The organism is Parvibaculum sp. (assembly GCF_035325945.1).
In the GTDB taxonomy this organism is placed as follows: domain Bacteria; phylum Pseudomonadota; class Alphaproteobacteria; order Parvibaculales; family Parvibaculaceae; genus Parvibaculum.
The window spans coordinates 1-26312 of record NZ_DAOKYX010000035.1 but is presented as its reverse complement, the minus strand read 5'-3'; the positions used below and the strand labels follow the sequence as shown (position 1 = coordinate 26312).

The window sequence follows — 26312 nt, the reverse complement described above, 5'->3', positions numbered from 1 at the left end:
CGGTCAACTACTTCGCCGACGAGCTCGATCCGTCCCGCTACACGCCGAACGCCATCCGTCAGCTTGGCGTGCGCTAAAAAAGCGCCTAATCTCATCGAGCCGGGCCCTGGAATACCAGGGTCCGGCTTTATTTCTGTCCGAACGATGCGACTTGCCCACAGGCTGCGCTTGGAGTATCCGGACGGCTTGAGCTAGAATTCCAGGCGAACCGGCCAGCGAAAGAAGCCGGCGAAGAACGAAAAGAACCGTCCGCAAAAGATCTCGAAGCCGGTCAGAGACGGTTCGCGGGAAACGTCCGAGTGAGGGAGCCTCAGCCATCATGTTGTCGATTTTTACCCAGTTCATGCGTAAGACGGCCCTGAAGCCGCTTGCCACGGCCCTGTCCGCAGCCGCGCTCGGGTTCGTCTTCGCTCTGGCGCCCGTCGGCGCTCAGGCCGAGGAAGCCCAGCCTGCCGCTGCGGCAAACGGCGAAACCGTCACCTACGCCACGCCCTCCAAGCTCGCGACGAAGGACCTTCTTCTCGCGGCGACCAAGGCCGGCAACCGGCTCATCGCGGTGGGCGAGTTCGGCCATGTGATCTATTCCGACGATCTCGGCGAAACCTGGAAGCAGGCCGCTTCCGTGCCGACCCAGGTGACGCTCACCAGCGTCTATTTCGTCAATGACAAGCTCGGCTTCGCGGGCGGTCACGACAGCACCGTGCTCCGCACCGACGATGGCGGCGACCACTGGACGCTCTCCTATCATGATGCGAAGGCGCAGGCGCCGATCATGTCCGTCTATTTCGTGAACGAGAACCACGGCTTCGCCATGGGCGCGTTCTCCTTCGTCATCGAGACGGAGGATGGCGGCAAGACCTGGAACCAGCGCTCGCTGGTCGAGGGCAGCACCGAGGATTCGCATCTCAACATGGTCTTCGCCGAAAAGAGCGGCACGATCCTCGTCGCCGCCGAATTCGGCACGGTCTATCGCTCCACCGATCAGGGCAAGACCTTCCACGAGGTGAAGACGCCTTATGAAGGCTCCTTCTGGGGCGGCCTCTCGCTCTCCGACGGTTCGACGCTCATCTTCGGCATGCGCGGCAACGTCTATCGCTCGACCGATGACGGCGTCACCTGGGCCAAGGTCAACAGCGGCACCGAAAAGTCGATCGGCGGCGGCGTCGAGCTTCCGAATGGCGAAGTGGTGCTGGTCGGCCTTCAGGGTTATGTCGGCTACAGCTCCGACAAGGGCCTGAACTTCACCGAGGTCGTGCGCGCCGACCGTCTCGGCTATGTGGCCGTGACGCAGGGCGGCGAGGGCAAGATCGTCGTCTATGGCGAGCCCGGCGTGAAGGTGCAGCCCGACACGCCCGAAGCCGCCGAGAAGGAAGTGGGCTTCCACTTCACCTCCGGCAGCTAAAGCGCAGCATACGCAATCCGGAAACCCCGGCCCTCGCGGCCGGGGTTTTGCTTTTTGCGGTCTCCTTCGGATGCGGGCAAAGGCCGCGCTTTCCATCGCCGGAGTTCAGCGCCACAATCTGCGAAACGAAAAGGAGGATGTGATGGCGGGGGAGCATCACGCAATCGACTTCGCGCGCTACAGGCGCATCAAGGCAAGCCGGCAAGGTCGCGTGCTCACGCTCGCGCTCTCCAATCCGCAGCTCATGAATGCGGTCGATGGCGAGATGCATCGCGAGCTGTCGGAAATCTTTCTCGATGCGGCGCGCGACGAAGGCTCGGATGTCGTCATCCTCACCGGCGAAGGCGCGGCGTTTTCGGCAGGCGGCGACCTCAACTGGATGAAGCGCTCCTTCGAGAAGGGCGAGGCCGGGCCTGACGCCGCGGAAGCCAAGCGCATCGTCTTCTCGCTCCTCGATCTCGAAAAGCCGATCATCGCCAAGGTGCGGGGTCCCGCTGTGGGCTTGGGCGCGACGCTTGCTCTGATGTGCGATGTGATTTTCGCGGGCGAGAGCGCGCGCTTCGCGGACCCGCATGTGCGGGCGGGCATCGTCGCGGGCGATGGCGGTGCGATCATCTGGCCGCAACTTGTCGGCTATGCGCGCGCCAAGGAATATCTGATGACGGGCGATCCCGTGCCCGCGCGCGAGGCGGAGCGCATCGGCCTCGTCAATCATGTCGTGCCGGACGACGAACTCGATGCGCGGGTCGATGTCTTCGCCGCGCGGCTTGCGGGCGGCGCCATCATGGCCATCAAATATTCCAAGGTCGCGGTCAATATCGGCCTGAAGCAGCTCGCCCATTCGATCCTCGATGCCTCGGTCGCCTATGAGATGCAGACCTTCGCGACCGAGGATCACCGCGAGGCGGTGCATGCCTTCCTCGAAAAGCGCAAGCCCGTCTTCAAGGGCCGCTGAGATGGACGGGCTTCCCCTGAATTTCGACGAGCCGGAACATGTGCGCCTGCTGCGGGCGAGCGTCGCCCGCTTCGTCGAGGCGGAGATGCCGCGCGCCAAGGCGCGGGAATGGGACCGTGGCAACATCTATCCGCGCGAGGTGATGGCGAAGCTCGCCGAGATGGGCCTCATGGGCCTCACCGTCGAGGAGCGCTATGGCGGCGCGGGGATCGACATCTATTCCACCATGGCGGTGATCGAGGAGCTTGCCCGGCGCTCGGTCGCGGTCGCCTGTCCCTACATCATGGCCGTCTGCTATGCGGGCATGAACCTCGGCGAAAGCGCCAGCGAAGCGCAGAAGCGGGAGCTTCTGCCGAAGGTCGCGGCGGGCAGACTTCTCTTCGCCTACGGACTTTCCGAACCCAATGTCGGTGGCGATCTCGCCTCGGTCGAGACGGTGGCGCGGCGCGAGGGCGAGGAGGTCATCATCAACGGCGCCAAACGCTGGTGCACCGGCGCGCATATCGCCGATTACATATTCTGCCTCGTGCGCTCGGGGCCGAAGGAGGCACGATACAAGAACCTTTCCATCATCCTCGTGCCGCCGACCCTTCCCGGCATCACCATCACGCCGCTCGGCCATCTCGGCATACGCGGCGTCGAGACGAAGGATGTCGCCTTCGATGAGGTGCGGGTGCCGGCGGCGAACATTCTCGGCGGCGAGGAAATGTGGGATCGCGGCTGGGAGCAGCTTGCGGGCCGCGCCCTCGAAGTCGAGAAGCTCGAGCTTTCCGCCTGCGCCCTCGGCCTTGCGGAAGCCGCGGTCGCCGATGCGTGGAGCTATGCCGAGGAGCGCGTGCAGTTCGGGCGGCCCATCGCCGGCCATCAGGCGATCCGCCACACGCTCGCGGAGGCGCGCACCAGGGTCCGCGCCATGCGCCTCATGCTCTACAGCGCCGCCTGGCTTGCCGACCAGGGGCGTCCCTGCTCCGTCGAAACCTCGATGGCGAAACTCTTCTGCTGCGAGGCGGCGGCCGAGGTCACGCAGATGTGCCAGCGCGTCACCGGCGCCTACGGACTTTCCGACGAGATGGACATGGAGCGCTATGTGCGCGATGCGGTGAGTCTGCCGATCGTCGGCGGCTCTTCCAACATGCAGAAGAACAACATCGCCAACCGGCTGAAGCTCGGGGCCTGAAGGAGTGGGCATGGGTGAGAAGGAAACCACTGCGGCGAAACTTCCCGATCCGCTGATCGCGGCGGAAGAATTCGCCACGGCGCTCAAGGGCCGTTCGAACGAGATCGAGCGCAATCGCTTCCTGCCGCAAGAGCTTGCCGATCATGCGGCGCGGCTCGGGCTTCACCGGCTCTGCATTCCCGCCGCCTATGGCGGCCATGAAGCCAATCCCATGCGGCTCGTCGAAGTGGCGGAGAGGATCGCCCGCGTCGACGGTTCGGCGGCGTGGTGCGTTTTCATCGGGGCGACGAGCGGCATGGTCGCGGCCTTTCTGCGGCCGGAAGAAGCGCGCGCGATCTTCGGCGATCCGATGACGATCACGGCGGGCGTCTTCGCGCCACGCGGGCAGGCCCGCGCCGCTGTGGAAGGCGGCATATCCGGCTATCGCGTCAGCGGGCGCTGGCAATGGGGCTCGGGCTCGCGCAATGCCTCCTTCATCATGGGCGGCGCGCTCATTCTCGGTGAGGACGGAAAGCCCGTCATGGCGCCCGAGGGCATTCCGCAGAACCGGATGATGATCTTTCCCGCCGCCGATGTGACGCTCCTCGACACATGGGACGTCTCGGGCCTTGCGGGCACGGGAAGCACGGATTTCGAAGTTGGCGACCTTTTCGTGCCGCATAGCCGCTCGGTCAGTCTCATCGGCGACAGGCCGCTCGACCGGCCGCTCTATTGCTTCCCGACCTTCGGCCTTCTCGGCATCGGCATTGCCGGTGTGGCGCTGGGGCTCGCGCGCGGCGCGATCGACGAACTCATCGCGCTTGCGGGCGGAAAGACGCCGCAAGGCTCGACGAAGCCGCTGGCGCTTCGCGCCAAGGCGCATCTCGACGTGTCGGAGGCCGAAGCGCTGCTGCGCTCGGCGCGCGCCTTTCTCGCCGAAACGGTGGGAGCGGCATGGGAAGCCGCTTCGCGCGATGGCGCCATCACCATCGAGCATCGCCGCGACATCAGGCTCGCGACGACGCATGCCGTGCGCGCGGCGGCGCGTACCGTCGATCTCATGTATACGCTTGCGGGCGGAACGTCGGTCTATCGCAGCTCGGCATTGCAGCGCCACTTCCGCGACGTGCATGTCGCCACGCAGCATATGATGGTGAGCGACGCGACCTATGAGCTTACGGGGCGCCTTTTCCTCGGCGTGCCCACCAACACGGCGATGCTGTAAGGTTCCGCCGGCCAATTCGGAGATCGATGATGGGAGAATTCACGCGGATCGAACGCGAGGGCAGGGTCGCACTCGTCCGCTTCGACAGGGGCGACGGCCTCAATGCGCTTTCGGCCGCGGCGATGCGCGAGCTGACCGAAGTTGCGCGGTCGTTCGAGGACGATCTGGAAACCATCGCCATCGTCATTACCGGCACGGCGCGGGCCTTCTCGGCGGGCGCCGATCTCACCGACCCGGAACTTGCCTCGCGCAAGGAGAAGGGGCTTCTCGCCCGGCGTCACGCGCTCAGGATCGGGCCGGAGATGTGCGCGGCCTGGGAGCGGCTCGAACAGGTGACGATCATGGCGGTCGAAGGGTTCTGCATCGGCGGCGGGGTGGCGCTTGCGGCGGCCTGCGACATCCGCGTCGCAGGGCGGAGCGCCTTTTTCCGCCTGCCGGAAGTTCCGCTCGGCATGAATATGAGCTGGCATTCCAATCCGCGCCTCGTGAACCTCATGGGGCCGGCGCGGGCGAAGCTCTTCACCATTCTCGGCGAAAAACTTCCCGCGCCACAGGCACTCGAATGGGGGCTCGTCGAAGAGGTGGCGGAAGACGGAGGCGCGCTCGACGCGGCGATGGTGCTGGCGCGCAGGTTCGCGGCGCTTCCGCCCGTTGCCGTGCGCATGTCCAAGCAATCGATCGACATGGCGGCGAAGGCGCTCAATCAGGCCGTGACCTATATGGATCGCGATCAGTTCGCGCTCGCCGCGACATCGAAGGATCAGCAGGAGGCGATCAGCGCCTTCCTCGAAAAACGCAAACCGAACTTCACAGGAGAATGAACCATGGGCCGCGTGGATGGAAAAATGGCGTTCGTGACAGGCGGAGCGCAGGGGCTCGGCCGAGCCTCGGCGCTGATGCTTGCGAAGGAGGGCGCCAGGGTCACGGTCGCCGACATCAATGCGAAGGGCGCGGCTGCCGTCGCAGACGAAATCAACGCGCTCTATCCGGGCCGCGCATTTTCGGTCGCGCTCGATGTGACGAGCGAAACGCAATGGAAGGAAGCGCTCGCCGCCGCCGACAAGGCGATGGGCGGCATCAACGTGCTTTTCAACAACGCCGGCATCGGCGGCGGCACGACGGTCGAGGACACGGATTTCGAGACGTGGAAGCGCGTGCAGGCGGTCGATGTGGATTCGGTCTTTCTCGGCTGCAAATACGCGATCCCCTACATGATCCCGCATGCGCCGGGCTCGATCATCAACACCTCGTCCATTGCGGGCCTCATCGCCGGGCACAATATGGCGGCCTATAACGCGGCCAAGGCGGGCGTCTGGCTCCTGTCGAAATCGGTTGCGCTCCATTGCGCCAAGCGGGGCTACCGCATCCGCTCGAACACGATCCACCCGACCTTCATCGACACGCCGATCCTCGATGGCATGGCGCGCGGCATGTCGCGCGAGGATCTGGTGAAGAAGCTCGCGAGGCAGGTTCCGCTCGGCATGGTCGGCGATCCCGACGATGTCGCCTATGCGGTCGTCTATCTCGCCTCCGACGAGTCGAAATTCATGACCGGCGCGGAAATCAAGCTCGATGGCGGCATCAGCGCCATGTAAGAACCCCATGCCAGGTGTGGCCAAAATGTCCCTTACCTTGTCTTTAAGGGTGAGGGACATAATTTTGCCAAGAGCATGATCCAGAACATGATCGATGCTCCGGATAAAACATGCCCGGTAATTGATGGTTTCAGGGCCCGTCGCGCATAAACTCAGGATAATTTGCGCGCTGCCCGCAAGCCGATGCGTTCAAACCGGGCGGTCGCGAGGCAAGTTCGACGAATAGCATGGCACGCCGCATTCTCATCATTCTCCATCAGGAGCGCTCGAATCCCGGCCGGGTGGCGCAGGAGTTGCGGGCGCGCGGCTGCGAACTCGACATCCGCCGCCCTGCGCTGGGCGATCCGCTACCTGAAACGATGGCAGCACATGATGGAGCGATCATTTTCGGCGGGCCCATGAGCGCCAATGACGATCTGCCGTTCATCCGCGCCGAGACGGACTGGATCTCCGTTCCGCTCAAGGAGGAGAAGCCCTATCTCGGCATCTGCCTCGGCGCCCAGATGATGGCGAAGAACCTCGGCGCGCGCGTCTATGGCCGCGAGGACAAGAGATGCGAGATCGGCTATTTCCCGGTTCGCCCGACGAGCGAGGGCGCGCATCTCTTCGAGAATCCGCAATATGTCTATCAATGGCATGTGGAAGGCTTCGATCTGCCGCGCGGCGCCGTGCAGCTTGCCGAGGGGCAGGACTTTCCGGTGCAGGCCATGCGTTATGGCAAGTCGGCCTATGGCATCCAGTTCCATCCCGAGCTTACATCGCTGATGATGAATGCGTGGCTCGTGCTTGCCCGCCATCGTCTTCATCTCCCCGGCGCCCAGCCCGACGCGCATCATCGCGAAGGGCGCATGCGCTACGACATGGGGCTCCGGGCCTGGCTGTCGCGTTTCATCGATCACTGGCTGCCCGCCGAAAGCGCAGGCTGACCGGTGCGGCTTTGTGCGAGGGCTATCGTCTCATGCGAAACATGACCGGGCATCGCGCGATACCGTTCTCCGCCCTGCGCTTCGGCCGGCGGGTGGCGCTCCTTGGCGCGTCGCTTTTCGCGGCCATGCTGGCGGGCGGGGTGGCTGAGGCCGGGCCCCATGAAACGGTGGGCCAGCATTACGAACTACGCGCTTCCGATCTGCCCGCGCCCTACAGCGCCGCGCCGCCGCGCGTCGTGGCCGAGAATGTGGACCGGCCCGAAGGCGTGCTGCCGAAAGTGCCGCAGGGCTTTCACGTCAGCGTCTTCGCCGGCGATCTCTCGGGCCCGCGCGAAATGGCGGTCGCGCCCAATGGCGATGTTCTTGTCGCGCAGACCTTCCATGGCGACATCGTGGTGTTGCGCGATGCTGATGGCGACGGCATCGCCGAGACGAAGGCGGTCTTCGCGGAAGGCTTCCGCGAGCCGTCCGGTCTTGCGATCCGGGACGGCGCGCTTTATGTCGCCGATCGGCGCGCGATATGGCGCCTGCCCTTCGACGATGGCGCGCTCAAGGCACGCCCGCGCGAGATGGTGACGCGCCCCGGCGCGCTCGGCGAGGGTGGCGGGCACATCACCCGCGAAATCGTTTTCGCGCCCGACGGCAAGCACTTCTATGTTTCGATCGGCAGCAAGCGGAACGTGGCCGAGGAGGCGAGCCCGCGCGCCACGATCCAGAAATTCAGGGCGGACGGCTATCTCCAGACGACCTTCGCGTCGGGCCTTCGCAATCCAGTCGGCATGGCGTTCTATCCCGGTACGAACGATCTCTATGCCGTGGTCAATGAGCGCGAGGGGCTCGGCGAAGGGCTCGTGCCCGATTATCTGACGCGCGTGGTTCGCGGCGGCTTCTACGGATTCCCCTATGCCTATCTCGGCGCGCATCCCGATCCGCAATTCGGCGATCTGAGGCCCGATCTCGTGCAGGCGACATTGACGCCGGATGTGCTTTTCGCGCCCCAGTCCGGCCCCTTCGGCCTCCTCTTCTACAAGGGCGAGGACTTTCCGCAGGAGTACAAGGGCGACGCCTTCGTCGCCCTTCACGGCGCATGGTCGGGCGGGCGCCCCTCGGGCTATGAGGTCGTGCGCGTCCGCTTCCGCGATGGCAGGCCGCAGGGCGGCTACGAGACGTTCATGACGGGGTTCGGTCAGCCGGGTCAGCGCGCGGACAAGGCGGCAGAGGCCGCGACGGAGGTCTGGGGAAGGCCGGCCTGGCTTGCCGAGGCGCGCGACGGCTCCATGCTCGTTTCGGACGACATGGCCAATGTGATCTGGCGCGTGACCTGGTCGGGCGCGATGCCGGCCCCCAACGCGCTCCACACATTACCGCCCATCACGGTGAGCGCACCCTGAGGGCGCCCGCCTGGCGGGTCACGCCGGCGGCCTGTCGGCCAGTCTCTGTTTCCGGGAAATGGTGGAGCCGAGCGGGATCGAACCGCTGACCTCCTCATTGCGAACGAGGCGCTCTCCCAACTGAGCTACGGCCCCGGATAGAGCCGGTTCTTTAGGGGGCGCGCGCGAATGTGTCAAGAGATCGCTCGAGGGCGGGGCGTCAAAGATCGGCGCCCGGGGGCGCCCGGTGGCGCCGGGCCGGGGCCGGCGGGCGGGGCACTCCGAAGCGGCTTGAATGCCGCGGCCGCGCCCTTTACATCTGAAACCCGGACGGAGCGCGGTCCGGCGGCGTTCTGCCCATGCCGCCCGCAAGGCTCCGTGTTCAAGGCTCGCAAAAGCAGAGGCCCATGCAATCCCTTCTCATCCTGATCACCCAGGTCATCCAGCTCTATATCTATGTGATCATCGCCAGCGCGGTGCTGAGCTGGCTCATCGCCTTCAACGTGGTCAACACGCAGAACCGCTTCATCTACACCGTGGTCGATGTGCTCTACCGGGTCACCGAGCCGGTGCTGGCGCCGATCCGGCGCATTCTGCCTGATCTCGGCGGGATCGACATTTCCCCGGTCGTGCTGCTGCTCCTGCTGTTCTTCGTCCAGAACCTGATCTGGGAAGTCTACGGCTCGCTCCAGACGGGCTTCTGACAGGCGGGATGGTGCCCTCCCTGCCTTTGCGGACACTTCGCGATGCGATCGCCGTCGCCATCAGGGTCACGCCCAAGGGCGGGGCGAGCCGGATCGAGGGGCTCGGGGCCGATGCCGACGGGCGGAGCTTCCTTCGCGTCCGGGTCAAGGAGGTTCCCGAAAAGGGCAAGGCCAATGCCGCCGTGGTGAAGCTCCTCGCCAAGGCATGGGGCCTTCCGCCAAGCGCCATCGAGATCGCCGCGGGCGAAACCGGCCGGGTGAAGACGGTCGTCGTTCACGGTGCCGATGCGGGGGCGCGGATCGCCGCCTGGTTCGAGACGCTCGCCTGAGATAATCGGCTGGGACAATCGGGTCCGGCCGGGTGCAGGCTTTGCCTCTGCGGGAATTGCGGAGCGCGCGCACCCTCCTTATGATGCGGTCCCATTCCTTGCGTGACTGGCGATGCGAGGTGGACCTGACCACCGGGAAGCGCAGGGACGGACCCGCCGCGCGCCTGGGCATTCCACTCTCGATCGAGGCGCCTCCATGTCCAATTCCCCATCCCGACTGCCCGCAGACAACATACTGGACGGCAAGACCAGCGCGACCGCCCTCAAGGCGCGGGTCGCCGCCGAGGTGCAGCGGCTCCAGCGCGAGCATGGCCTCACGCCCGGGCTCGCCGTGGTCCTCGTCGGCAACGATCCGGCGAGCGAGGTCTATGTCCGCAACAAGGGGATAGCGACGCGCGAGGCGGGGATGAATTCCTATGAATACCGCCTCCCGGCCGAGACTTCGCAGGAGGCGCTTCTCGCCAAGGTCCGTGAGCTGAACGCCGACGGAAATGTTCACGGGTTTCTGGTGCAGTTTCCGGTTCCGGACCATATCAGCCAGCAGGCGGTGATCGACGCGATCGATCCCGTGAAGGACGCGGACGGGCTCCACCCGCTCAATGCGGGGCGGCTTGCGAGCGGGCTTCCCGCCATGGTGCCCGCGACGCCCGAGGGCTGCCTCCTCATGGCCAAACGCGCCGTGGGCGGGCCGCTCGACGGGCTTCATGCGGTGGTGATCGGGCGCTCCAATCTCGTCGGCAAGCCGCTGGCGCAGCTTCTGCTCAGGGAAAACTGTACGGTGACGATCGCCCATAGCCGCTCGCGCGATCTGCCCGCGCTCGCGCGCGAGGCCGATATTCTCGTCGCGGCCGTCGGCAGGCCCAATATGGTGCGTGGCGACTGGGTGAAGCCCGGCGCCATCGTCATCGATGTCGGCATCAACCGCATTCCCGCGCCGGAAAAGGGCGAGGGCAAGACGCGGCTCGTGGGCGACGTCGCCTTCGACGAGGCGGCGAAGGTCGCGGGCTGGATCACGCCGGTGCCGGGTGGCGTCGGGCTGATGACGGTCGCCTGCCTTCTCAGGAACACGGTCATCGCGGCGTGCCGCCAGCACGGTCTGGCGCTGCCGGATGATTTCTGACGGGGACTGACGGATGGAGACGCGCGAACTGGGAGCGCTGTGGCCGGTAAGCGCGCTGACGCTTGGCGGCGGCGGTCTCGGCCAGATCTGGGGTCCGACGACGCGCGAGGAGGCGATCGCCACGGTGAAGCTCGCCGTCGATCGTGGCATCACGCTTCTCGATCTCGCGCCGCTTTATGGCCGGGGCGAGGCGGAGGCGGTGGCCGGCGCGACATTCGAGGGGAACTGGCCGTCCCATCTGCGCGTGACGACGAAATGCATGATCGGCGCAAGCCACTTCGGCGACATTGCCGCCCGGCTCGAAGCCTCGCTCCTTCGCAGCCTTGCGACGCTGAGGCGCGAGCAGGCCGACATCTTCTTCCTGCATTCCAATATCCATCCCGACGGTTATGTCTACGAAGGCGCGCCCGAAATGCATGAGCGGGCCGCCGTTTCATGGGCGGTCTATGTGGGCGAGGTGATCCCGGCCCTCGAGCGGCTGAAGACGAAGGGGCTCATCGGTGCCTGGGGAATCACGGGCACCGGCCTGCCGCGCTCGATCATGGAGGCGCTGCGCGGCGAGCCCAAGCCCGCCGTCGTGCAGGCGGTCGCCAATCTGCTCGATTCCGCAGGCGGCATGAGGCGCTATCTGGAGCCGCCGGAGCCGCGCAACATCATCCGCACCGCGAAGAACAACGGTGTCGGCGTCATGGGCATCCGCGCGGTGCAGGCCGGCGCGCTGACCGCGGCGCTCGACCGGCCGCTTCCAGCCGACGATCCCGAAATGCAGGACTATCGCAAGGCGGCGCCCTTCCGCGCGCTCGCCGCCGAACTCGGCGAGGAGCCGGCACATCTCGCGCATCGCTATGCGCTCGCCATCGAAGGCGTCGACACGCTCGTCATCGGCGTCAAGAACCGCCGCGAGCTCGAGGATGTTCTCGATGCCGAGGCGAAAGGCCCGCTCGATGCCGAAACCGTGCGGCGGATCGATGCGCTCGGCCTCAGGCGGCAGGTGCCGCGCATTCCGCTGGATGCGCCTCTGTGACGAGGGCGCGCTTCATCCTATCCGCCCTGCTCGCGGCGATGACGATGCTTGCCGCGGCGCTCCATCCCGCGTTCGCGGAAGATCAGCGTTCGGCGGGCGGGATGCTCGCATGGCCGCGCGAGGAGATGGTCCGCGCGCTCGGCATCTATGTGCCGGAGCGGATGAAGCGGTTCGACGTTCCGGGCGCGAGCATCGCCATCGTTGCGGATGGCGCGATCATCTATTCGGCGACCTTCGGCAAGGCGGACAGGGGCTCGGATACGCCGGTGACGCCTGCCACTCTTTTCGAAGCGGGCGAGATCGGCGAGACGGTGGCGGCCTATGCCGCGCTCGGCCTCGTTCAGGACAAGCTTCTCTTTCTCGATGCGCCGCTCTCGCGCGACCTCCCGAAGCCTTGGCTCAAGAACGCCGATGACAGCAGGCTCGTCACGCTGCGTCAGGTCCTGACACACACATCGGGGCTGCCCGACAATGCTGCCCATCCGAGCCGCTCGACGCGATTTGCTCCGGGTACGCACTTCTTCCACTCGGCTGTCGGCTTTCTCTACCTCCAGCATGCGATGGAGGCGGTTTCCGGCGAGCGCATCGGCGAAGTCATGTCGAAGCGCGTCTTCGAGCCGCTGGGCATGAAGAGTTCCGGCTTCGTCATCCGCGCCGCGGACCGGGCAAACCTCGCGCGGGGCTACGTGCCGTTGAGCTTTCCGGTTCTTCTCTTCTATCTGCCTTTCGGCGCCTCGGCGCTTCTCGTGCTCGCTCTCGTCTGGGGCGTCGTGCGCTTCGGGCTGCAGCGACGGATCGAGCCGGGCGACCTTCTGTGGCCGCTGACGGCCGGTCTCGTCTTCGCCGTCTCGGTGGTCTGGTACGGGCTCGGCCTTGCGCATGGCGCCTTCGTCATCGCCACATCGGTCGGCTATGCGCTCGCAGTCGGCCTTCTCGGCGGGGTCATCTATTACATCTTCCGGCTCGTCGGGGTCATCAGTTCGCGCGACGGCGTGATCTCGCGTGGGCCCGAAGCGTCGGAGGGAACGGCGCTCGGCTACTCGCTCGCGCTTGCCTTCGCGATCAGCCTTCTCTTTTTCGAGTGGATGCTCGGTGTTCCGCGTTTTTCGCGGCTCGGGATCGACAGCGCGCCCAATGTCGCGCGGTCCTTCCGCACCAATGCGGGCGACATGGCGCATTTCATGATCGGCTTCATGGACGGCAAGGGGGTGGGCGAGGCGTTGCGGGCGCGGATGGTCGCCGAGCGGGTCGAGGTCGATCCGCCCTATGGCTGGGGGCTCGGCATCGGCATCAGGACGGATGCCTCGGGAGAGACACTCTGGGCGCGCGGTTCGCGCATGGGCTTTGAGAGCCTTATGGTCATGGACCCGGCGCGGCGCGCGGGCGTCATCGTGCTCACCAACAGCCGGGAGGGCAGCGCGCTGGCGCAGGATGTGGCGCGCAACGTCTTCGGCCTCAATGGAAGCTGGACGCTGCCCTGACGCCCGGATGCTCCGCTCGCGGCCTATGGGCGCCGTCGGCCGGTGGCGCTATGATCGGGCGACAGGAGGGCGGAGATGGAAAGTTTCAAGACGATCCATGCGCGCGCGGCGCGCCGTCACGGCGGGGAGGCGGCGCTGGAAAGACTGCTGGCAAAGCCCAAATCCTCCGCCGCCCTGAAGAAGATTCCGGACGATCGCTGGCTTGCCGCCATGACGAGAGCGGTTTTTCAGGCGGGCTTCTCCTGGAAGGTGATCGAGGAGAAATGGCCGGGCTTCGAGGAAGCCTTCGACCATTTCGAGCCGCACCACGTCGCGTTCTATTCGGGTGACGACATGGCGCGGCTCGCAAGCGACAAGCGCATCGTGCGTAACGGGGCGAAAATCAGGGCGACGGTGGAAAATGCCCGCCTGATCGTCGATCTCGCGCGCGAGCATGGCTCGGCCGGAGCCTTCTTCGCATCCTTCGCGCCGGAGCGCTATCTGGAGCTTCTGGAATTTCTGAAGAAGCGCGGCAGCCGGCTATCCGGACGCTCGGCGCAATATTTTCTGCGCTCTCAGGGCGTCGACAGCTTCGTGCTTTCAGAATCGGTGCTGGCGGCTCTCATCGCGGCGAAGGTGATCGACAAGCCGCCATCCTCCCGCAAGGCCATGGAGGCCGTGCAGGCGGCGTTCGCGCGCTGGCGCAAGGAGAGCGGACGTTCCTTCACCGAGATCAGCCGCACGCTCGGCTTCTCGATCGACGTGTGAGGAGTGCCGTCCTCAGGCTTCGGCGGCCTTCGCCGCCTCGATCGCCTTGAGGATGATCTTCTCCGCCTCCTCGGGGCCCTGCCAGCCTTCGATCCGCACCCATTTGCCTTCCTCGAGATCCTTGTAGTGCTCGAAGAAATGGGCGATGCGCTGGATGAGGATTTCGGGCAGGTCGGTGTAGCTCTTGACGTTCTTGTAATAGGGATTGAGCTTCTCGACCGGCACGGCAAGGAGCTTCTCGTCCTGTCCGGCCTCGTCATGCATCATCAGGACGCCGATGGGGCGCACACGGACGACCGCGCCCGGAACGACCGGGATGCGGCTCACGACGAGCACGTCCACCGGATCGCCATCGTCGGACAAGGTGTGAGGCACGAAGCCGTAATTCGCCGGATACTGCATGGCCGTATGCATGAAGCGATCGACGAAAAGCGTGCCCGACGCCTTGTCCATCTCGTACTTCACCGGATAGCCGCCATGCGGCACCTCGATGATGACGTTGATGTCATGAGGCGGGTTCTTGCCGACGGGAATGGCTTCTATACGCATCAGCCCTGGATCCGCTTGTTGCGTGCCGCGAGAAGACGAAGCCTCAGGGCATTGAGCTTGATGAAGCCCTGAGCGTCCTTCTGGTCATAGGCGCCCGCGTCTTCCTCGAAGGTAACATGGGCCATGGAATAGAGCGAATAGGGCGATGAGCGGCCGACGACCGAGACCGAGCCCTTGTAGAGCTTCAGGCGCACGGTGCCGGTCACCATTTCCTGGCTCTTGTCGATCAGCGCTTGCAGCATCTCGCGCTCGGGGCTCCACCAGAAGCCGTAATAGATGAGTTCGGCGTAGCGCGGCATCAGATCGTCCTTCAGATGCATGGCGCCGCGATCGAGCGTGATCGATTCGATGCCGCGATGGGCGGCGAGCAGAATGGTGCCGCCCGGCGTTTCGTAGACGCCGCGCGACTTCATGCCGACGAAGCGGTTCTCGACGAGGTCGAGGCGCCCGATGCCGTTCTTGCCGCCAAGCTCGTTCAGCCTGGTGAGAAGGGCGGCCGGCGAGAGCTTCACACCGTCGATGGAAACGGCATCGCCCTTCTCGAAGCCCACTTCGATATAGGTCGGCTTGTCAGGCGCATCTTCAGGCGAGACGGTGCGCTGATAGACATAGGCGGGCGCTTCCTCGGACGGGTCCTCCAGCACCTTGCCTTCGGACGAGGTGTGCAGAAGGTTCGCGTCGACCGAGAAAGGCGCTTCACCGCGCTTGTCCTTGGCGATCGGGATCTGGTGCTTTTCGGCGAATTCGATGAGCTTCGTGCGCGAGGTCAGATCCCATTCGCGCCAGGGCGCGATCACCTTGATGTCGGGATTGAGCGCGTAATAGGAAAGCTCGAAGCGGACCTGATCGTTGCCCTTGCCGGTGGCGCCATGGCAGACGGCGTCCGCCCCCGTTTCCCGCGCGATCTCGATCTGGCGGCGGGCGATGAGCGGCCGGGCGATCGAGGTGCCGAGCAGATAGACACCTTCGTAAAGCGCATTGGCGCGGAACATCGGGAAGACGTAATCGCGCACGAATGTCTCGCGCAGGTCCTCGATGTAGATTTCCTTGATGCCGAGCATTTCGGCCTTCTTGCGCGCCGGCTCCAGCTCCTCGCCCTGACCCAGATCGGCCGTGAAGGTGACGACCTCGCAGCCATAGGTCGTCTGCAGCCATTTCAGAATGATCGAAGTGTCGAGGCCGCCCGAATAGGCAAGCACAACTTTCTTCACGTCTTTCGCGCTGGTCATCGCATCACCTTCCGGGGGCGGGTAGATTTTGCGGCGCATCATAGGGAAATCCGGTTCGGCGGCAAGGGGCGCTCCCCACTTGTGATGGGCGAGGCCGATCCCCAATTTGCCGTAATGGCACTGGAGGAGGCTCCCGCATGACAGCCGTCGAGTTCTGGTACGAATTTGCAAGCACCTATTCATATCCGGCGGCGATGCGCGCGGAACGCCTAGCGGCGGCGGCCGGCGTCGAGCTGCGCTGGAGGCCATTCCTGCTCGGGCCGATCTTCGCCGCTCAGGGGTGGAGCGACAGTCCTTTCAACATTTATCCAGCCAAGGGCCGTTATATGTGGCGCGATCTTGCCCGCATCTGTGCCGCCGAGGGGCTGGCGCTCCGCGAGCCGCTGAGCTTTCCGCAGAACGGCCTCAGAGCGGCGAGGATCGCGCTTCTCGGCGCGGAAGAGGGTTGGGGCCCCGGCTTCACGCGCGCCGTCTATGAGGCCAATTTCGCCGGGCGGAAGGACATTTCCGACGAAGCGGTGCTCACCGGAATACTGGGCGCGCTCGGCCTGGACGCGGCTTCGATCATCGAGCGCGCCGCGTCGGATGAAAACAAGGCGCGGCTCAAGACGCAAACGCAGGAAGCCATCGCGAAGGGAATTTTCGGCGCGCCGAGTTTCGTCGTCGGCGACGAGCTTTTCTGGGGCAATGACCGGCTCGAGGCGGCGCTTCAATGGGCAAGGTCGCGGGGTTGAGTTTCCGGAATCGCAGTGTGGTTTTTTCGTGGAGCCTCGCTTGCGCCTCTTGCGCGATCGGGGTGGGACGACGATCTCCTTGTTTCGGCATGTTGCGCCAGTGATGGAGAGACCGATGAGCACCATCATCTTTCATTCACAGCCCATGAGCGTCTATCTCTGGACGGCGAGCCTTGTCGCCGCCGAAAAAGGCGTCCCGTGGTCGGTCAGTGCGCTAGAGCCGGGCTCCGACACGCACAGAAAGCTGCATCCCTTCGCGCGCTCGCCCGTGCTCCAGCATGGCGCGATATTTCTCTATGAGACGCTCGCCATCGCGCATTACATCGACGAGGCTTTCGAGGGGCCGGAGCTGCAACCCGCGGACGGGCTCGAACGCGCCGAGATGCTGCGCTGGGTCAGCCTCGTCAACGCGCATATGTTTCCGACGATGACGAACGGGCTCGCCAAGCAGCGGCTTCTCGTGCCGATGCGGGGCGGACGGCCCGATGAGGCGCTCATCGCGCAGGCGGTAACGGAATTCGTGCATCAGCTTGCGCTCATCGAGAAAGATCTGCGACATCACGAATTTCTCGCAAGCGACGAGATCTCGCTGGCCGACTGCTTTCTCTTTCCGCATCTCCATTTCGCCAGCATGACGGCGGAGGGAGACGCCGCCCTGAAACGCGCGCCCTTGTCCTCACGCTGGCTCGAGCGCATGCGCGCGCGGCCGAGCTTCGCGGCGACGGATCAGTTGCGGGACCGGGCGGCCTAGCTTTCCGAAATGGAGGCGTCTGGCGCCGTCTGCGCGGTCTTGAAGCGCTCACTCGCCCGCGCCTTCACGGTTTCGCTCTTCAACTGGCCGCAGGCCGCCATGATGTCGCGACCGCGCGGCGTGCGCACGGGGCTCGCATAGCCCGCGCGGTTCACGACATCGGCGAATTTCTCGATCGTCGCCCAGTCGGAGCATTCATAGGGGCTGCCCGGCCAGGGGTTGAAGGGGATCAGGTTGATCTTGGCGGGAATACCCTTCAGCAGACGGACGAGTTCCCGCGCATCGGCGAGGCTGTCATTGACGCCCTTGAGCATCACATATTCAAAGGTGATGCGCCGTGCGTTGGAAACGCCGGGATAGTTCCGGCAGGCATCCAGAAGCTCCGCAATCGGATATTTCTTGTTGAGCGGCACGAGCCTGTCGCGCGTCTCGTCATTGACCGCATGGAGCGAGACGGCGAGCATGCAGCCGATTTCGCTGCCCGTCCGCTCGATCATCGGCACGACGCCCGATGTGGAAAGCGTGATGCGGCGCTTGGAGAGCGACAGCCCCTCGCCATCCGAGACGATATCAAGCGCGTCGCGCACATTCTCGAAATTGTAGAGCGGCTCGCCCATGCCCATCATGACGATATTGGTGACGAGGCGGTCGTTCGAGTTCCGGCTGGAATCCGGCCATTCGCCGAGCGCGTCGCGGGCGACGAGAAGCTGGCCGACGATCTCGCCGGCGGTGGGGTTCCGCACGAGCTTCTGCGTGCCCGTATGGGAGAAAGGGCAGGTGAGGGTGGAGCCGACCTGGCTCGAGATGCAGAGCGTTCCGCGCCCTTCCTCGGGGATATAGACGGCCTCGATCTCGGGGCCCGGCATGCCCGGTTTCTCGGGTGCGAGCCTGAGGAGCCATTTGCGCGTGCCGTCGACCGATTTCTGCTCGACAACCATTTCGGGCCGGGCGACGACGAAGGCTTCCTCGAGCTTCGCCCTCAGCTCCCTGGAGAGGGTCGTCATGTCGGCGAAATCGGAAAGGCCGCGATGATAGATCGCGTTCCAGAGCTGGCCGACGCGCATCCTGATCTGGTTGCGGGGCAGCCCCAGGGACAGAAGCGCCTCGCCAAGCGCCTCGCGGCTCAGGCCGACAAGGTTCGGCTTGCCTGCGGGCGCGTCCGGGGCCGGATGGGGCGCAAGCGCGGGCAGCGGCCCGGATTGCCGGGCGCTCGCGCGCTTCTCGTGGCTGATATCGAGGCTCGTCGCCATGTGCTCGTCCTGCGGCCCCGCCGGATCAGGCATGGGGGCCGGTTTCGCCGGGGTCATAGCACAAACGGGCGGGCGGACGCCAATCTTGCGGGCAAGGCCCGGTTATAGGCCTTTCCGCGTCACTTGCAGGCGGTGTCGATCTTGGAAAGGGCCATGCTCGAGCCCTTCAGCGAGTAAGTATCCGTGGTGGTGGTCTTTTTCGCCGAAGTGCCCTTGATGACCATGGAGGCGCCGGCGCGGATCGCCTTCACCATGCGGCCCTCGTCGTCGGTCTTGTCGAGCCAGGCCCAATACTGGTGCTCGCCCCCTTCGGGCACGCCGGTGAACATCTGGAACTTGTCCTTGCCGATCGTGGCGAAGGGCTTGGAGGTGGCGCTGAAGGCATAGCCCGCGCGCATGCTGATCTCGTTGCGGATGTTGCGGCCGGGGCGATGGGTGATCATGAAATAGACATCGCCGCGCTTCGCCCCTTTGGGCTCCTGCGTCTTCGGCTCGCCAAGCACATAGCAGATGCGGTCGTTGCCGCTGCCATAGCTGTAGGCGGCCCAGTCGTCGAACTTGCCGAGAAGCTTCGGGGCATCGGCCGCGCCGGCGGCAGCGGTGAAGCCGAGAGTGGCGGCTGCGATGGCCGCGGCGGCAAATAGGCGCGTGCTTGTCAGCATTTATAGGGACTCATTCCTTGCCGATGGAAAGACGGCATGACCATACCGGGGGCGGAGGGCAATTTCCAGACTGGAGGGCGGGCTCGTTTGCGGGAAAGGCCGTTCGAGGGCTGGAATGGTGGCCTGCAAATCTGGCGACTTTGCGGCGCGCTGTGGTAAGTCAGAGGCAGCGATATTCACTAGAGACAGGGGAAGCCCATGAAAGCCATCTTGTGCAAGGAATACGGTCCGCCGGAGAAGCTCGTCATCGAGGAGGTTCCTTCGCCGGAACCCAAAAAGGGCCAGGTCGTTCTGGAGGTCCATGCGGCGGCGGTCAACTTCCCCGACGTGCTCATCATCGAGAACAAGTACCAGTTCAAGCCGCCGCTCCCCTTCTCGCCGGGCGGCGAGGTTGCCGGCGTCGTCAAGAAGGTCGGCGAAGGCGTGACCCGGCTCAAGGCAGGCGACCGCGTCATCGGCTCGTGCGGCTGGGGCGGTTTTGCCGAAGAGATTGCCATCGACGAGGCGCGGGCGACGCCCATTCCGGCCGAGATGGATTTCGTGACGGCTTCGGCCTTCCTCATGACCTATGGCACGTCGCATCACGCGCTCAAGGACCGGGCGCATCTGAAGCCCGGCGAGAATCTGCTGGTGCTGGGCGCGGCCGGCGGCGTCGGCCTTGCCGCCGTCGAGCTTGGCAAGGCGATGGGCGCGCGGGTGATCGCGGCCGCCTCGTCCGAGGACAAGCTCGCCGTCTGCCGCGAGCATGGCGCCGATGAGACGATCCTTTATCCGGCAGGACCGCTCGACAAGGACCAGCAGCGCGAGCTTTCCGACAAGATCAAGGAACTCACCGGCGGCCAGGGCGCCGATGTCGTCTACGATCCCGTCGGTGGCGACTATTCGGAGCCGGCGCTCCGGGCGACGAACTGGGAGGGGCGCTTCCTCGTGGTCGGTTTCGCCTCGGGGCCCATTCCGAAAATTCCGCTCAATCTCGCGCTCCTCAAGGGCTGCCAGATCGTCGGCGTCTTCTGGGGCGCCTTTACCGGCCGCGAGCCGCAGCGCCATCAGGAGAACCTGAAGGAGCTGATGGCATGGTTCAAGGCGGGCAAGCTGCGCCCGCATGTCTCGCGCACCTACAAGTTCACCGAGGTGGCCGAGGCGCTGAACGACATGGCCGCGCGCAAGGTCAAGGGCAAGATCGTACTGGTGCCCTGATCGGGGAAGCCTGAGGCAGAGGCGAGGGGGAGGCGGCGGCCCATGGGGCGAACGCTTGTGATGATCGGCGCGGCGGCGGGCTTCGTCGTCGTCGCCTTCTTCGGTTTCCTCGTCTATGTGCTGCTGGCTTCGGGCCAGGCTTCCTATTGGGAGGGAGACATTGCGGCCTTCGAGCGCCGCGATGTCTCGAACCCGCCGCCGGCCGATGCGGTGCTCTTCGTCGGCGCGGACGATGTGCGGCTCTGGGAGACGCTTGCCGCCGACATGGCGCCGATCCCCGTCATCCAGCGGGGCTTCGGCGGCGCGCAGATCTCGCATGTCGCGCATTACGCGGCGCGCATCATCGTTCCCTATCGACCGCGCGCCATCGTGCTCATCGCGGGCGAGGCCGATCTGTCGGATGTGCGCGGCAGGAGGCCGGAGGACGTGCTCGACGATTTCAAGGCTTTCGTCGATACGCTGCGCGCGCAGGGCGTCGAGGCTCCGGTCTATTTCGTCTCGATCCGCCCCTCGCCCATGCGCGTTTCGCGCTGGTACGGGGCAAGGCGCGCCAACGAACTCATCGAGGAATATGTCAGGACCCGGACGGACCTCCACTATATCGACGTGGCCTCGCAGATGTTCGATATGAGAGACAATATCCGCAGGGAGCTTTTCCGCTGGGACGGGCTGTCGCTCAATGCGAGGGGATATGCTCTCCTCGCGGAGAAAATCAGGGCCGCTCTTCTCGCCGCCGGCCAGGGCACGGGCGAGGCGGCTCATGCCATCGAATAAATGCGCCTCGGAGCGCAGGACATAACAACAGGGAGAGAACGCATGCCGGCAGAACAGGTCAGCCGCGAAACGAAAGCGGGCCGGATCGAGGGCGAATACGATCCGAAATTCAAGGAGGTCTATGAGGCCTTCGTCGAGAATTTCGAGTCGCGGGACGAGGTCGGCGCCAATGTGTCGATCACGCTCGAAGGCCGCACCGTCGTCGATCTGTGGGGCGGGCGAAAGGCGCGCGAGGGCGACGCCTGGACGCGCGACACGGTTTCCATCGTCTTTTCCTGCACCAAGGGAGCGGCGGCCATTTGCGCCCATATGCTGGCCGATCGCGGGCTTCTCGATCTCGATGCGCCGGTGGCGAAATACTGGCCGGAATTCGCGCAGAACGGCAAGGAGGAGGCGACCGTCTCCATGCTGCTCGACCATTCGGTCGGCGTGCCGCATCTGCGCGAGACGCTGAAGGATGGCGCCTATTACGACTATGACCACATGGTCGATCTCATCGCGCGGGAAAAAGCCTTCTGGCAACCCGGCACGCGCAATGGCTATCACGGCGTGACGTTCGCCTGGACGGTGGGCGAGATCGTTCATCGCGCGGCGGGCAAGCGCCTCGGCGCCTTCTTCCGCGACGAGGTGGCGGGCCCGCTCGGCCTCGATTTCTGGATCGGCCTGCCGGAGGAGATCGAGCCGCGCGTCGCGCCGATGATCTATGCCGTGCCCGATCCGTCGGCGCCCCCGTCGAAATTCACGCAGGCCGTGATGAGCGATCCGAAGTCGATCGCCTCGCTCTTCCTCCTGAACAATGGCGGCGCCAACTTCAATTCGCGCGAGTGCCATGCGGCCGAGATCGGTTCGGCCAACGGCATTTCCAACGGCCGGGGGCTTGCCGGGATCTACGCGCCGCTCGCCAATGGCGGCGGCAAGCTCGTCTCCGCCGACACGCTCGCCCGCATGGGCCGCGTCGCCATGGCCACGCATGAAGATGCGACGCTTCTCATCCCCACGCGCTTCGCGCTCGGCTTCATGAAGTCGATGGACAATCGCAAGGTGCCGAATGCGCCGAGTTCGAGCGTCATTCTGTCGGATGCCGCATTCGGCCATGTCGGCATGGGCGGCTCGATCGGCTTTGCCGATCCGGAAGCGCGCATGAGCTTCGGCTACAACATGAACCGCATGGGCATGGGCATCCTGCTCAACGAGCGCGGTCAGGCGCTTGTCGATGCCGCCTATCGCTCGCTTGGCTATCGCTCCAATGCGAGCGGCGTCTGGACCGTTTGAGAGAACGGCTGAAGAGCGCGGATCAGGCCTTGAATCTGCGCTCTTCTTCCCGGATGGGAATATCGTTGATGCTGGCCTCGCGGCGGCCCATCAATCCGTCGGGATTGAACTCCCAGTTCTCGTTGCCATGCGAGCGGTACCACTGGCCGCTGTCGTCGTGCCACTCATATTCGAAGCGGACGGAGATGCGGTTGCCGTCGAAGGCCCAGAGTTCCTTCTTCAGCCTGTAGCCGAGTTCCTTCGCCCATTTGCGGCGCAGGAACGCCTTGATCTCGTCGCGGCCTTTCACGAATTCGCTGCGGTTGCGCCATTGGGAATCGACCGCATAGCCGAGCGCCACCCGGTCGGGATCGCGTGAGTTCCACGCATCTTCCGCCGCCTGGACCTTGGCCGCGGCCGTTTCGCGCGTGAAGGGCGGCTTGATGGGTGTCGGTGTCGTCATGATGGCTCCTTTGCGGATTTGAGGGCGGCAAGCTCGGCTTCGAGCATGTCGATCTTCGATTGCAGATGCGCGAGCGCGCCGGCGACCTCGTCGGCGTCGAATTTCTGCGGAATGTGGCTTGAACAATTGAAGTCGATGGCGGAGATGGCGAAGACGATCGCCTGCAGGGGGCGGGCGCGATAGCCCTCTGGCATCAGCATGGCGATGGTCGCGGCATCCTCGACGACTTCGGCGCGTCCCCAGATCTTGACGCGCGTGCGCGTCGCGTAATCCATGAGAAACATGTAGGCGCGGGCGTTCTCGCTCAGATTGCCGACGGTGATGTACTGGTGATTGCCGGCATAGTCGGCGAAGGCGAGCGTGCGGTCGTCGAGCACGCGCAGAAAACCCTTCGGCCCGCCGCGGTGCTGGATATAGGGCTGGCCTTCAGCGCTGGCGGTGGCGAAGTAGAAGGACGTTCTCTCCGCAATGAAGGCGGCGACATCCGGCGAAAGCCGGTCGCGCATGTCGCGCTTCTCGTAATGGGCGCGGCTGCCGCGCCTTTCCTGAAGGGCCTTCACGGCCGGGGTAAAGGCGATATCACTCACGAATTGACTCATATGGCCGTTCCATTGTGTCCGGTCTGGCGGAAATATCGGGTGTTCCACCCGGAAGATTAATCTGCAAATATCGGGCTTCTCTGTTCCGGAAAGCGGAATAATAGATGGACAGGCTCGACGCGCTTTCTGTCTTCGTGGCCGTGGCCGAGCAGGAGAGCTTCGTCCGCGCCGCGAGGCGGCTCGGCCGCTCTCCGGCCGCGGTGTCGCGCGCCGTCGCGGCGCTCGAGGAGCGTCTCGGTACGCGGCTTCTCCAGAGGACGACGCGGGCCGTGTCGCTGACCGATGCGGGACGCCGCCATTACGAGCGCTGCCGCGCGCTGCTTGCCGAATTCGAGGCGATAGAGGCGGCGGCCACGCGCGAGCGCGACGAGCCGCAGGGGCTTCTCGCCATCACCGCGCCTTTCATCTTCGGGCGGCTGCATGTGCTGCCCGTGGCGACGGAATTCCTGCGCGCCTATCCGCATGTGACCATGCGGTTCTTCTTTTTCGACCGCTATGTGTCGCTCGTCGATGAGGGGATGGATCTCGGCGTGAGGATCGGCCCGCTCGAGGATTCGAGCCTGCGCGCCACAAAGGTCGGCTCGGTCACGCGGGGACTTTATGCGAGCCCTGACTATCTGGAGCGGTGCGGCACGCCGAAATCTCCATCCGAGCTTTCGCGGCACGACTGCATCGTCGTCGCGGGGCCGGCCGCCGGTCAGCAGGTCTGGAGTTTCGGGCAGAAGGGCACAAGGCGGGCGGTCACGGTGTCGCCGCGCCTTTCCGTGACCTCGATCGAAGCCTCCATCGACGCGGCGCTTTCAGGGGTCGGCATTGCGCGGCTCCTGTCCTACCAGACGGAAAGCCTCGTCCGCGAAGGACGGCTCACACGCATTCTCGCCGCGCAGGAGCCGGAGGAACTGCCGATCCATGTCGTGCAGCCGGCGGGCCGGCATGTGCCCGCGAAGTCGCGCGTCTTTGCCGAGAGGCTCGTCCCGGCGCTCCGGGCGAAATTCGCGCGGCGCTAGGATTTTCCGTCGAGCGGGGGCAGGCCGAGCGCCTTTCGCGCATCGGCGCGATGGGCAGGCTTGATGTGGCTCGAGACGAGGCCGATCGCCGCCATGAGGACGGTCGCATCGTCGGTGAAGCCGAGACCGGCGACGAAATCGGGAATGAGATCGGCGGGCAGGACGAAATAGGCAAGCGCGCCGAGAAGCGTCGCCTTGACGCGAAGCGGCGTTGCGGGATCGCGCGTGCAGAACCAGGCGGAGGCCGCTTCCTCGGCGAAAGGGACGCGACCCGCGACGCGCGCCATCTTCTTCCAGAAGCCCTGGCGGACCGTCTCCTCGTTCCGTGCGAGGACGGCGGGCAGGGCCAGATCCGGATTTTCGAGACTGGATTCCGCGTCTCTTTGCGACATTTTTCCATCCGCGCCTGTTAGGACGCCGGGCTTTCGCCCGGCAGGAACAAGATGGGGCACCGGGTGGCCTCCTGCAAGGCAAGGCGGACCCTGCGTCAATCGGCCGAGGCGCCAAATCCTTTTGCCATAGGCACTTTTGGGCTCGCACTCGGCCGCGCGAATTTGTTAAATCGGCGCCAATCCGACGCGGCGAACCGCGCGGTCGGCAGAGAAGGAATGGACGAATGAAACTCGATTCAAGCATCAGCGCCATCGTCACCGGCGGCGCATCGGGCCTCGGCGCGGCGACGGTGCGCGCGCTTGCCGCGAAGGGCGTGAAGGTCGGCATCTTCGATCTTCAGGAAGAAAAGGGTGAAGCGCTCGCGAAGGAAATCGGCGGCGTGTTCGCGAAGGTCAACGTGACCGATGAAGCGAGCGTCGATGCCGGCTTCGCGAAGGTTCGCGCGGCGATCGGCCAGGAGCGCATCCTCGTCAACTGCGCCGGCACGGGCAACGCGATCAAGACCGCCTCGCGCAACAAGGAGACGGGCGCGGCCGAGCACTTCCCGCTCGACAAGTTCAACCTCATCATCCAGATCAACCTCGTCGGCACGTTCCGCTGCATCGCGAAGTCGGCGGCCGGCATGCTCTCGCTCGATCCGCTGCCGGATGGCGATCGCGGTGCGATCGTGAACACGGGCTCGGTCGCGGCGGTCGACGGCCAGATCGGCCAGGCGGCCTATTCGGCCTCCAAGGCTGGCGTCGTCGGCATGACGCTGCCGATCGCGCGCGACCTCTCGCGCGAAGCGATCCGCGTCAACACGATCCTGCCCGGCATCTTCGATACGCCGCTGCTCGCGGGCGCGCCGGAGAAGGTGCGTCAGGCGCTCGGCGCCCAGGTGCCGTTCCCCTCGCGTCTCGGCAACCCGGTGGAATATGCCTCGCTCGCTCTGCAGATGATCGAGAACGGCTACTTCAACGGCGAAACGGTCCGCCTCGACGGCGCGATCCGCATGGCGCCGCGCTAATATTTCCGGCGACGGAAACGACGAAAGCCCCGGAGGAAACTCCGGGGCTTTCTTGCGTCCAGGGTGCCGGCCTATTTCGCCCGGCCGGCACGGCCGGCGATCCGGTCCATGAATTGCGCGAGCCTGATGTCGCGCTCGGAGACGCCGTTCGCGTCATGCGTGGTCAGCGTCACCTCGACCTTGTTGTAGACGTTGAACCATTCGGGATGGTGGTCGGACTTTTCGGCGGCGAGCGCCACGCGGCTCATGAAGCCGAAAGCCTCGTTGAAATCCCTGAAGAGATAGGTCTTGGCGATGGCGTCGCGGCCTCTCACCTTGGTCCAGCCCTTCAGGCTTTGAAGCGCCTTTCTGCGCGCTGCATCTGTCAGTCTTTCGATCATTGAAGGCCTCCGGGCGATCATGGGATGAATGAA

The 26312-nt window shown here is 65.1% G+C and carries 28 protein-coding genes, 1 tRNA gene, 1 pseudogene and 1 riboswitch; of the genes and pseudogenes, 21 read left to right on the top strand and 9 right to left on the bottom strand.

Annotation, left to right across the window (positions count from 1 at the left end):
• The first annotated feature begins 343 nt into the window (after positions 1–343).
• The 8 genes and pseudogenes from PKA57_RS13425 (at position 344) to PKA57_RS13390 (ending at position 8650) form a co-directional block, all read left to right on the top strand.
• A complete protein-coding gene (locus PKA57_RS13425; protein ID WP_324301384.1) occupies positions 344–1402 on the top strand; it encodes a YCF48-related protein in 1059 nt (352 codons plus the stop codon).
• Positions 1403–1544: 142 nt separating this feature from the next.
• Positions 1545–2357 (top strand): enoyl-CoA hydratase-related protein, encoded by an 813-nt coding sequence (locus PKA57_RS13420; RefSeq protein WP_324301382.1) that lies wholly within the window; start codon positions 1545–1547, stop codon positions 2355–2357.
• A gap of 1 nt (position 2358) precedes the next feature.
• The gene (locus tag PKA57_RS13415) at positions 2359–3534 is read left to right on the top strand and encodes an acyl-CoA dehydrogenase family protein (protein WP_324301380.1); all 1176 of its coding nucleotides are present in this window, start codon (positions 2359–2361) and stop codon (positions 3532–3534) included.
• Positions 3535–3544: 10 nt separating this feature from the next.
• On the top strand, positions 3545–4738 hold the full coding sequence (locus PKA57_RS13410) for an acyl-CoA dehydrogenase family protein (RefSeq protein WP_324301378.1): 1194 nt from the start codon (positions 3545–3547) through the stop codon (positions 4736–4738).
• 29 nt (positions 4739–4767) lie between these two features.
• Positions 4768–5559: an enoyl-CoA hydratase/isomerase family protein gene (locus tag PKA57_RS13405; protein WP_324301376.1), complete on the top strand. Its 792-nt coding sequence runs from the start codon at positions 4768–4770 to the stop codon at positions 5557–5559.
• A gap of 3 nt (positions 5560–5562) precedes the next feature.
• A complete protein-coding gene (locus PKA57_RS13400; protein ID WP_324301374.1) occupies positions 5563–6333 on the top strand; it encodes an SDR family oxidoreductase in 771 nt (256 codons plus the stop codon).
• Between the two features lie 224 nt (positions 6334–6557).
• Positions 6558–7259: pseudogene (locus PKA57_RS13395) on the top strand (glutamine amidotransferase); the annotation flags it as partial.
• A gap of 32 nt (positions 7260–7291) precedes the next feature.
• Positions 7292–8650, top strand: a complete 1359-nt coding sequence (locus tag PKA57_RS13390) for a PQQ-dependent sugar dehydrogenase (protein WP_324301372.1) — start codon at positions 7292–7294, stop codon at positions 8648–8650.
• A gap of 59 nt (positions 8651–8709) precedes the next feature.
• On the opposite strand, the gene PKA57_RS13385 is transcribed toward PKA57_RS13390, so the two are convergent.
• A tRNA-Ala gene (locus PKA57_RS13385) sits at positions 8710–8785 on the bottom strand.
• Between the two features lie 251 nt (positions 8786–9036).
• Here PKA57_RS13385 and PKA57_RS13380 point away from each other — a divergent pair.
• From PKA57_RS13380 to PKA57_RS13355, 6 genes are all read left to right on the top strand, one after another.
• On the top strand, positions 9037–9333 hold the full coding sequence (locus tag PKA57_RS13380; protein WP_324301370.1) for a YggT family protein: 297 nt from the start codon (positions 9037–9039) through the stop codon (positions 9331–9333).
• Between the two features lie 8 nt (positions 9334–9341).
• Entirely contained in the window at positions 9342–9662 is a 321-nt protein-coding gene (locus tag PKA57_RS13375; protein WP_324301368.1) for a DUF167 family protein, read from the top strand.
• 92 nt (positions 9663–9754) lie between these two features.
• Positions 9755–9839: riboswitch (ZMP/ZTP riboswitch) on the top strand.
• A gap of 19 nt (positions 9840–9858) precedes the next feature.
• On the top strand, positions 9859–10782 hold the full coding sequence (gene folD / locus PKA57_RS13370; RefSeq protein WP_324301366.1) for a bifunctional methylenetetrahydrofolate dehydrogenase/methenyltetrahydrofolate cyclohydrolase FolD: 924 nt from the start codon (positions 9859–9861) through the stop codon (positions 10780–10782).
• A gap of 13 nt (positions 10783–10795) precedes the next feature.
• The gene (locus PKA57_RS13365) at positions 10796–11806 is read left to right on the top strand and encodes an aldo/keto reductase (protein WP_324301364.1); all 1011 of its coding nucleotides are present in this window, start codon (positions 10796–10798) and stop codon (positions 11804–11806) included.
• Entirely contained in the window at positions 11803–13287 is a 1485-nt protein-coding gene (locus PKA57_RS13360; RefSeq protein WP_324301363.1) for a serine hydrolase domain-containing protein, read from the top strand. Before PKA57_RS13365 ends, PKA57_RS13360 begins: the two co-directional genes overlap by 4 nt.
• 75 nt (positions 13288–13362) lie before the next feature.
• Positions 13363–14034 carry a DNA-3-methyladenine glycosylase I gene (locus PKA57_RS13355; RefSeq protein ID WP_324301362.1) on the top strand — a complete coding sequence of 224 codons (672 nt, stop codon included), beginning with the start codon at positions 13363–13365 and terminating at the stop codon, positions 14032–14034.
• A gap of 12 nt (positions 14035–14046) precedes the next feature.
• Here the strand turns inward: PKA57_RS13355 and ppa are convergent, their stop codons facing one another.
• Both ppa and PKA57_RS13345 read right to left on the bottom strand, forming a co-directional pair.
• The gene (gene ppa, locus PKA57_RS13350) at positions 14047–14583 is read right to left on the bottom strand and encodes an inorganic diphosphatase (protein WP_324301359.1); all 537 of its coding nucleotides are present in this window, start codon (positions 14581–14583) and stop codon (positions 14047–14049) included.
• Complete coding sequence (locus PKA57_RS13345) at positions 14583–15812, bottom strand: argininosuccinate synthase (RefSeq protein WP_324301357.1); 1230 nt, start codon at positions 15810–15812, stop codon at positions 14583–14585. The genes ppa and PKA57_RS13345 overlap by 1 nt, the downstream gene beginning before the upstream one ends.
• Positions 15813–15949: 137 nt before the next feature.
• Between PKA57_RS13345 and PKA57_RS13340 the strand changes: the two genes are divergently transcribed.
• A complete protein-coding gene (locus tag PKA57_RS13340) occupies positions 15950–16546 on the top strand; it encodes a 2-hydroxychromene-2-carboxylate isomerase (protein ID WP_324301355.1) in 597 nt (198 codons plus the stop codon).
• Between the two features lie 115 nt (positions 16547–16661).
• Positions 16662–17297: a glutathione S-transferase family protein gene (locus tag PKA57_RS13335; protein WP_324301353.1), complete on the top strand. Its 636-nt coding sequence runs from the start codon at positions 16662–16664 to the stop codon at positions 17295–17297.
• On the opposite strand, the gene rlmN is transcribed toward PKA57_RS13335, so the two are convergent.
• Positions 17294–18547, bottom strand: coding sequence for a 23S rRNA (adenine(2503)-C(2))-methyltransferase RlmN (rlmN, locus tag PKA57_RS13330; RefSeq protein ID WP_324301389.1), 1254 nt, complete (start codon positions 18545–18547; stop codon positions 17294–17296). The genes PKA57_RS13335 and rlmN overlap by 4 nt on opposite strands.
• A 119-nt stretch (positions 18548–18666) precedes the next feature.
• On the bottom strand, positions 18667–19209 hold the full coding sequence (locus PKA57_RS13325; protein ID WP_324301351.1) for a hypothetical protein: 543 nt from the start codon (positions 19207–19209) through the stop codon (positions 18667–18669).
• Between the two features lie 198 nt (positions 19210–19407).
• Here PKA57_RS13325 and PKA57_RS13320 point away from each other — a divergent pair, with 198 nt between their 5' ends.
• The 3 genes from PKA57_RS13320 to PKA57_RS13310 are packed head-to-tail and all read left to right on the top strand — an operon-like array spanning position 19408 to position 22452.
• Positions 19408–20406, top strand: a complete 999-nt coding sequence (locus PKA57_RS13320) for an NADPH:quinone oxidoreductase family protein (RefSeq protein WP_324301349.1) — start codon at positions 19408–19410, stop codon at positions 20404–20406.
• A 42-nt stretch (positions 20407–20448) separates the two neighbouring features.
• Positions 20449–21180 carry a GDSL-type esterase/lipase family protein gene (locus tag PKA57_RS13315; protein ID WP_324301347.1) on the top strand — a complete coding sequence of 244 codons (732 nt, stop codon included), beginning with the start codon at positions 20449–20451 and terminating at the stop codon, positions 21178–21180.
• Positions 21181–21222: 42 nt separating this feature from the next.
• Entirely contained in the window at positions 21223–22452 is a 1230-nt protein-coding gene (locus PKA57_RS13310; RefSeq protein WP_324301345.1) for a serine hydrolase domain-containing protein, read from the top strand.
• Positions 22453–22474: 22 nt separating this feature from the next.
• Here PKA57_RS13310 and PKA57_RS13305 read toward each other — a convergent pair whose 3' ends face one another.
• Complete coding sequence (locus tag PKA57_RS13305; RefSeq protein ID WP_324301343.1) at positions 22475–22894, bottom strand: nuclear transport factor 2 family protein; 420 nt, start codon at positions 22892–22894, stop codon at positions 22475–22477.
• Complete coding sequence (locus PKA57_RS13300; RefSeq protein ID WP_324301341.1) at positions 22891–23493, bottom strand: pyridoxamine 5'-phosphate oxidase family protein; 603 nt, start codon at positions 23491–23493, stop codon at positions 22891–22893. Before PKA57_RS13300 ends, PKA57_RS13305 begins: the two co-directional genes overlap by 4 nt.
• A 104-nt stretch (positions 23494–23597) precedes the next feature.
• Between PKA57_RS13300 and PKA57_RS13295 the strand changes: the two genes are divergently transcribed.
• Positions 23598–24500, top strand: a complete 903-nt coding sequence (locus tag PKA57_RS13295) for a LysR family transcriptional regulator (RefSeq protein ID WP_324301340.1) — start codon at positions 23598–23600, stop codon at positions 24498–24500.
• Here the strand turns inward: PKA57_RS13295 and PKA57_RS13290 are convergent.
• Positions 24497–24892 (bottom strand): YkvA family protein, encoded by a 396-nt coding sequence (locus PKA57_RS13290; protein ID WP_324301338.1) that lies wholly within the window; start codon positions 24890–24892, stop codon positions 24497–24499. The two genes, PKA57_RS13295 and PKA57_RS13290, sit on opposite strands and share 4 nt — an antisense overlap.
• Positions 24893–25116: 224 nt before the next feature.
• On the opposite strand from PKA57_RS13290, the gene PKA57_RS13285 reads away from it, so the two are divergent.
• Positions 25117–25899, top strand: a complete 783-nt coding sequence (locus PKA57_RS13285) for an SDR family NAD(P)-dependent oxidoreductase (RefSeq protein ID WP_324301335.1) — start codon at positions 25117–25119, stop codon at positions 25897–25899.
• A gap of 71 nt (positions 25900–25970) precedes the next feature.
• On the opposite strand, the gene PKA57_RS13280 is transcribed toward PKA57_RS13285, so the two are convergent.
• Positions 25971–26300: a 4a-hydroxytetrahydrobiopterin dehydratase gene (locus PKA57_RS13280; protein WP_324301386.1), complete on the bottom strand. Its 330-nt coding sequence runs from the start codon at positions 26298–26300 to the stop codon at positions 25971–25973.
• Between the last annotated feature and the right edge of the window lie 12 nt (positions 26301–26312).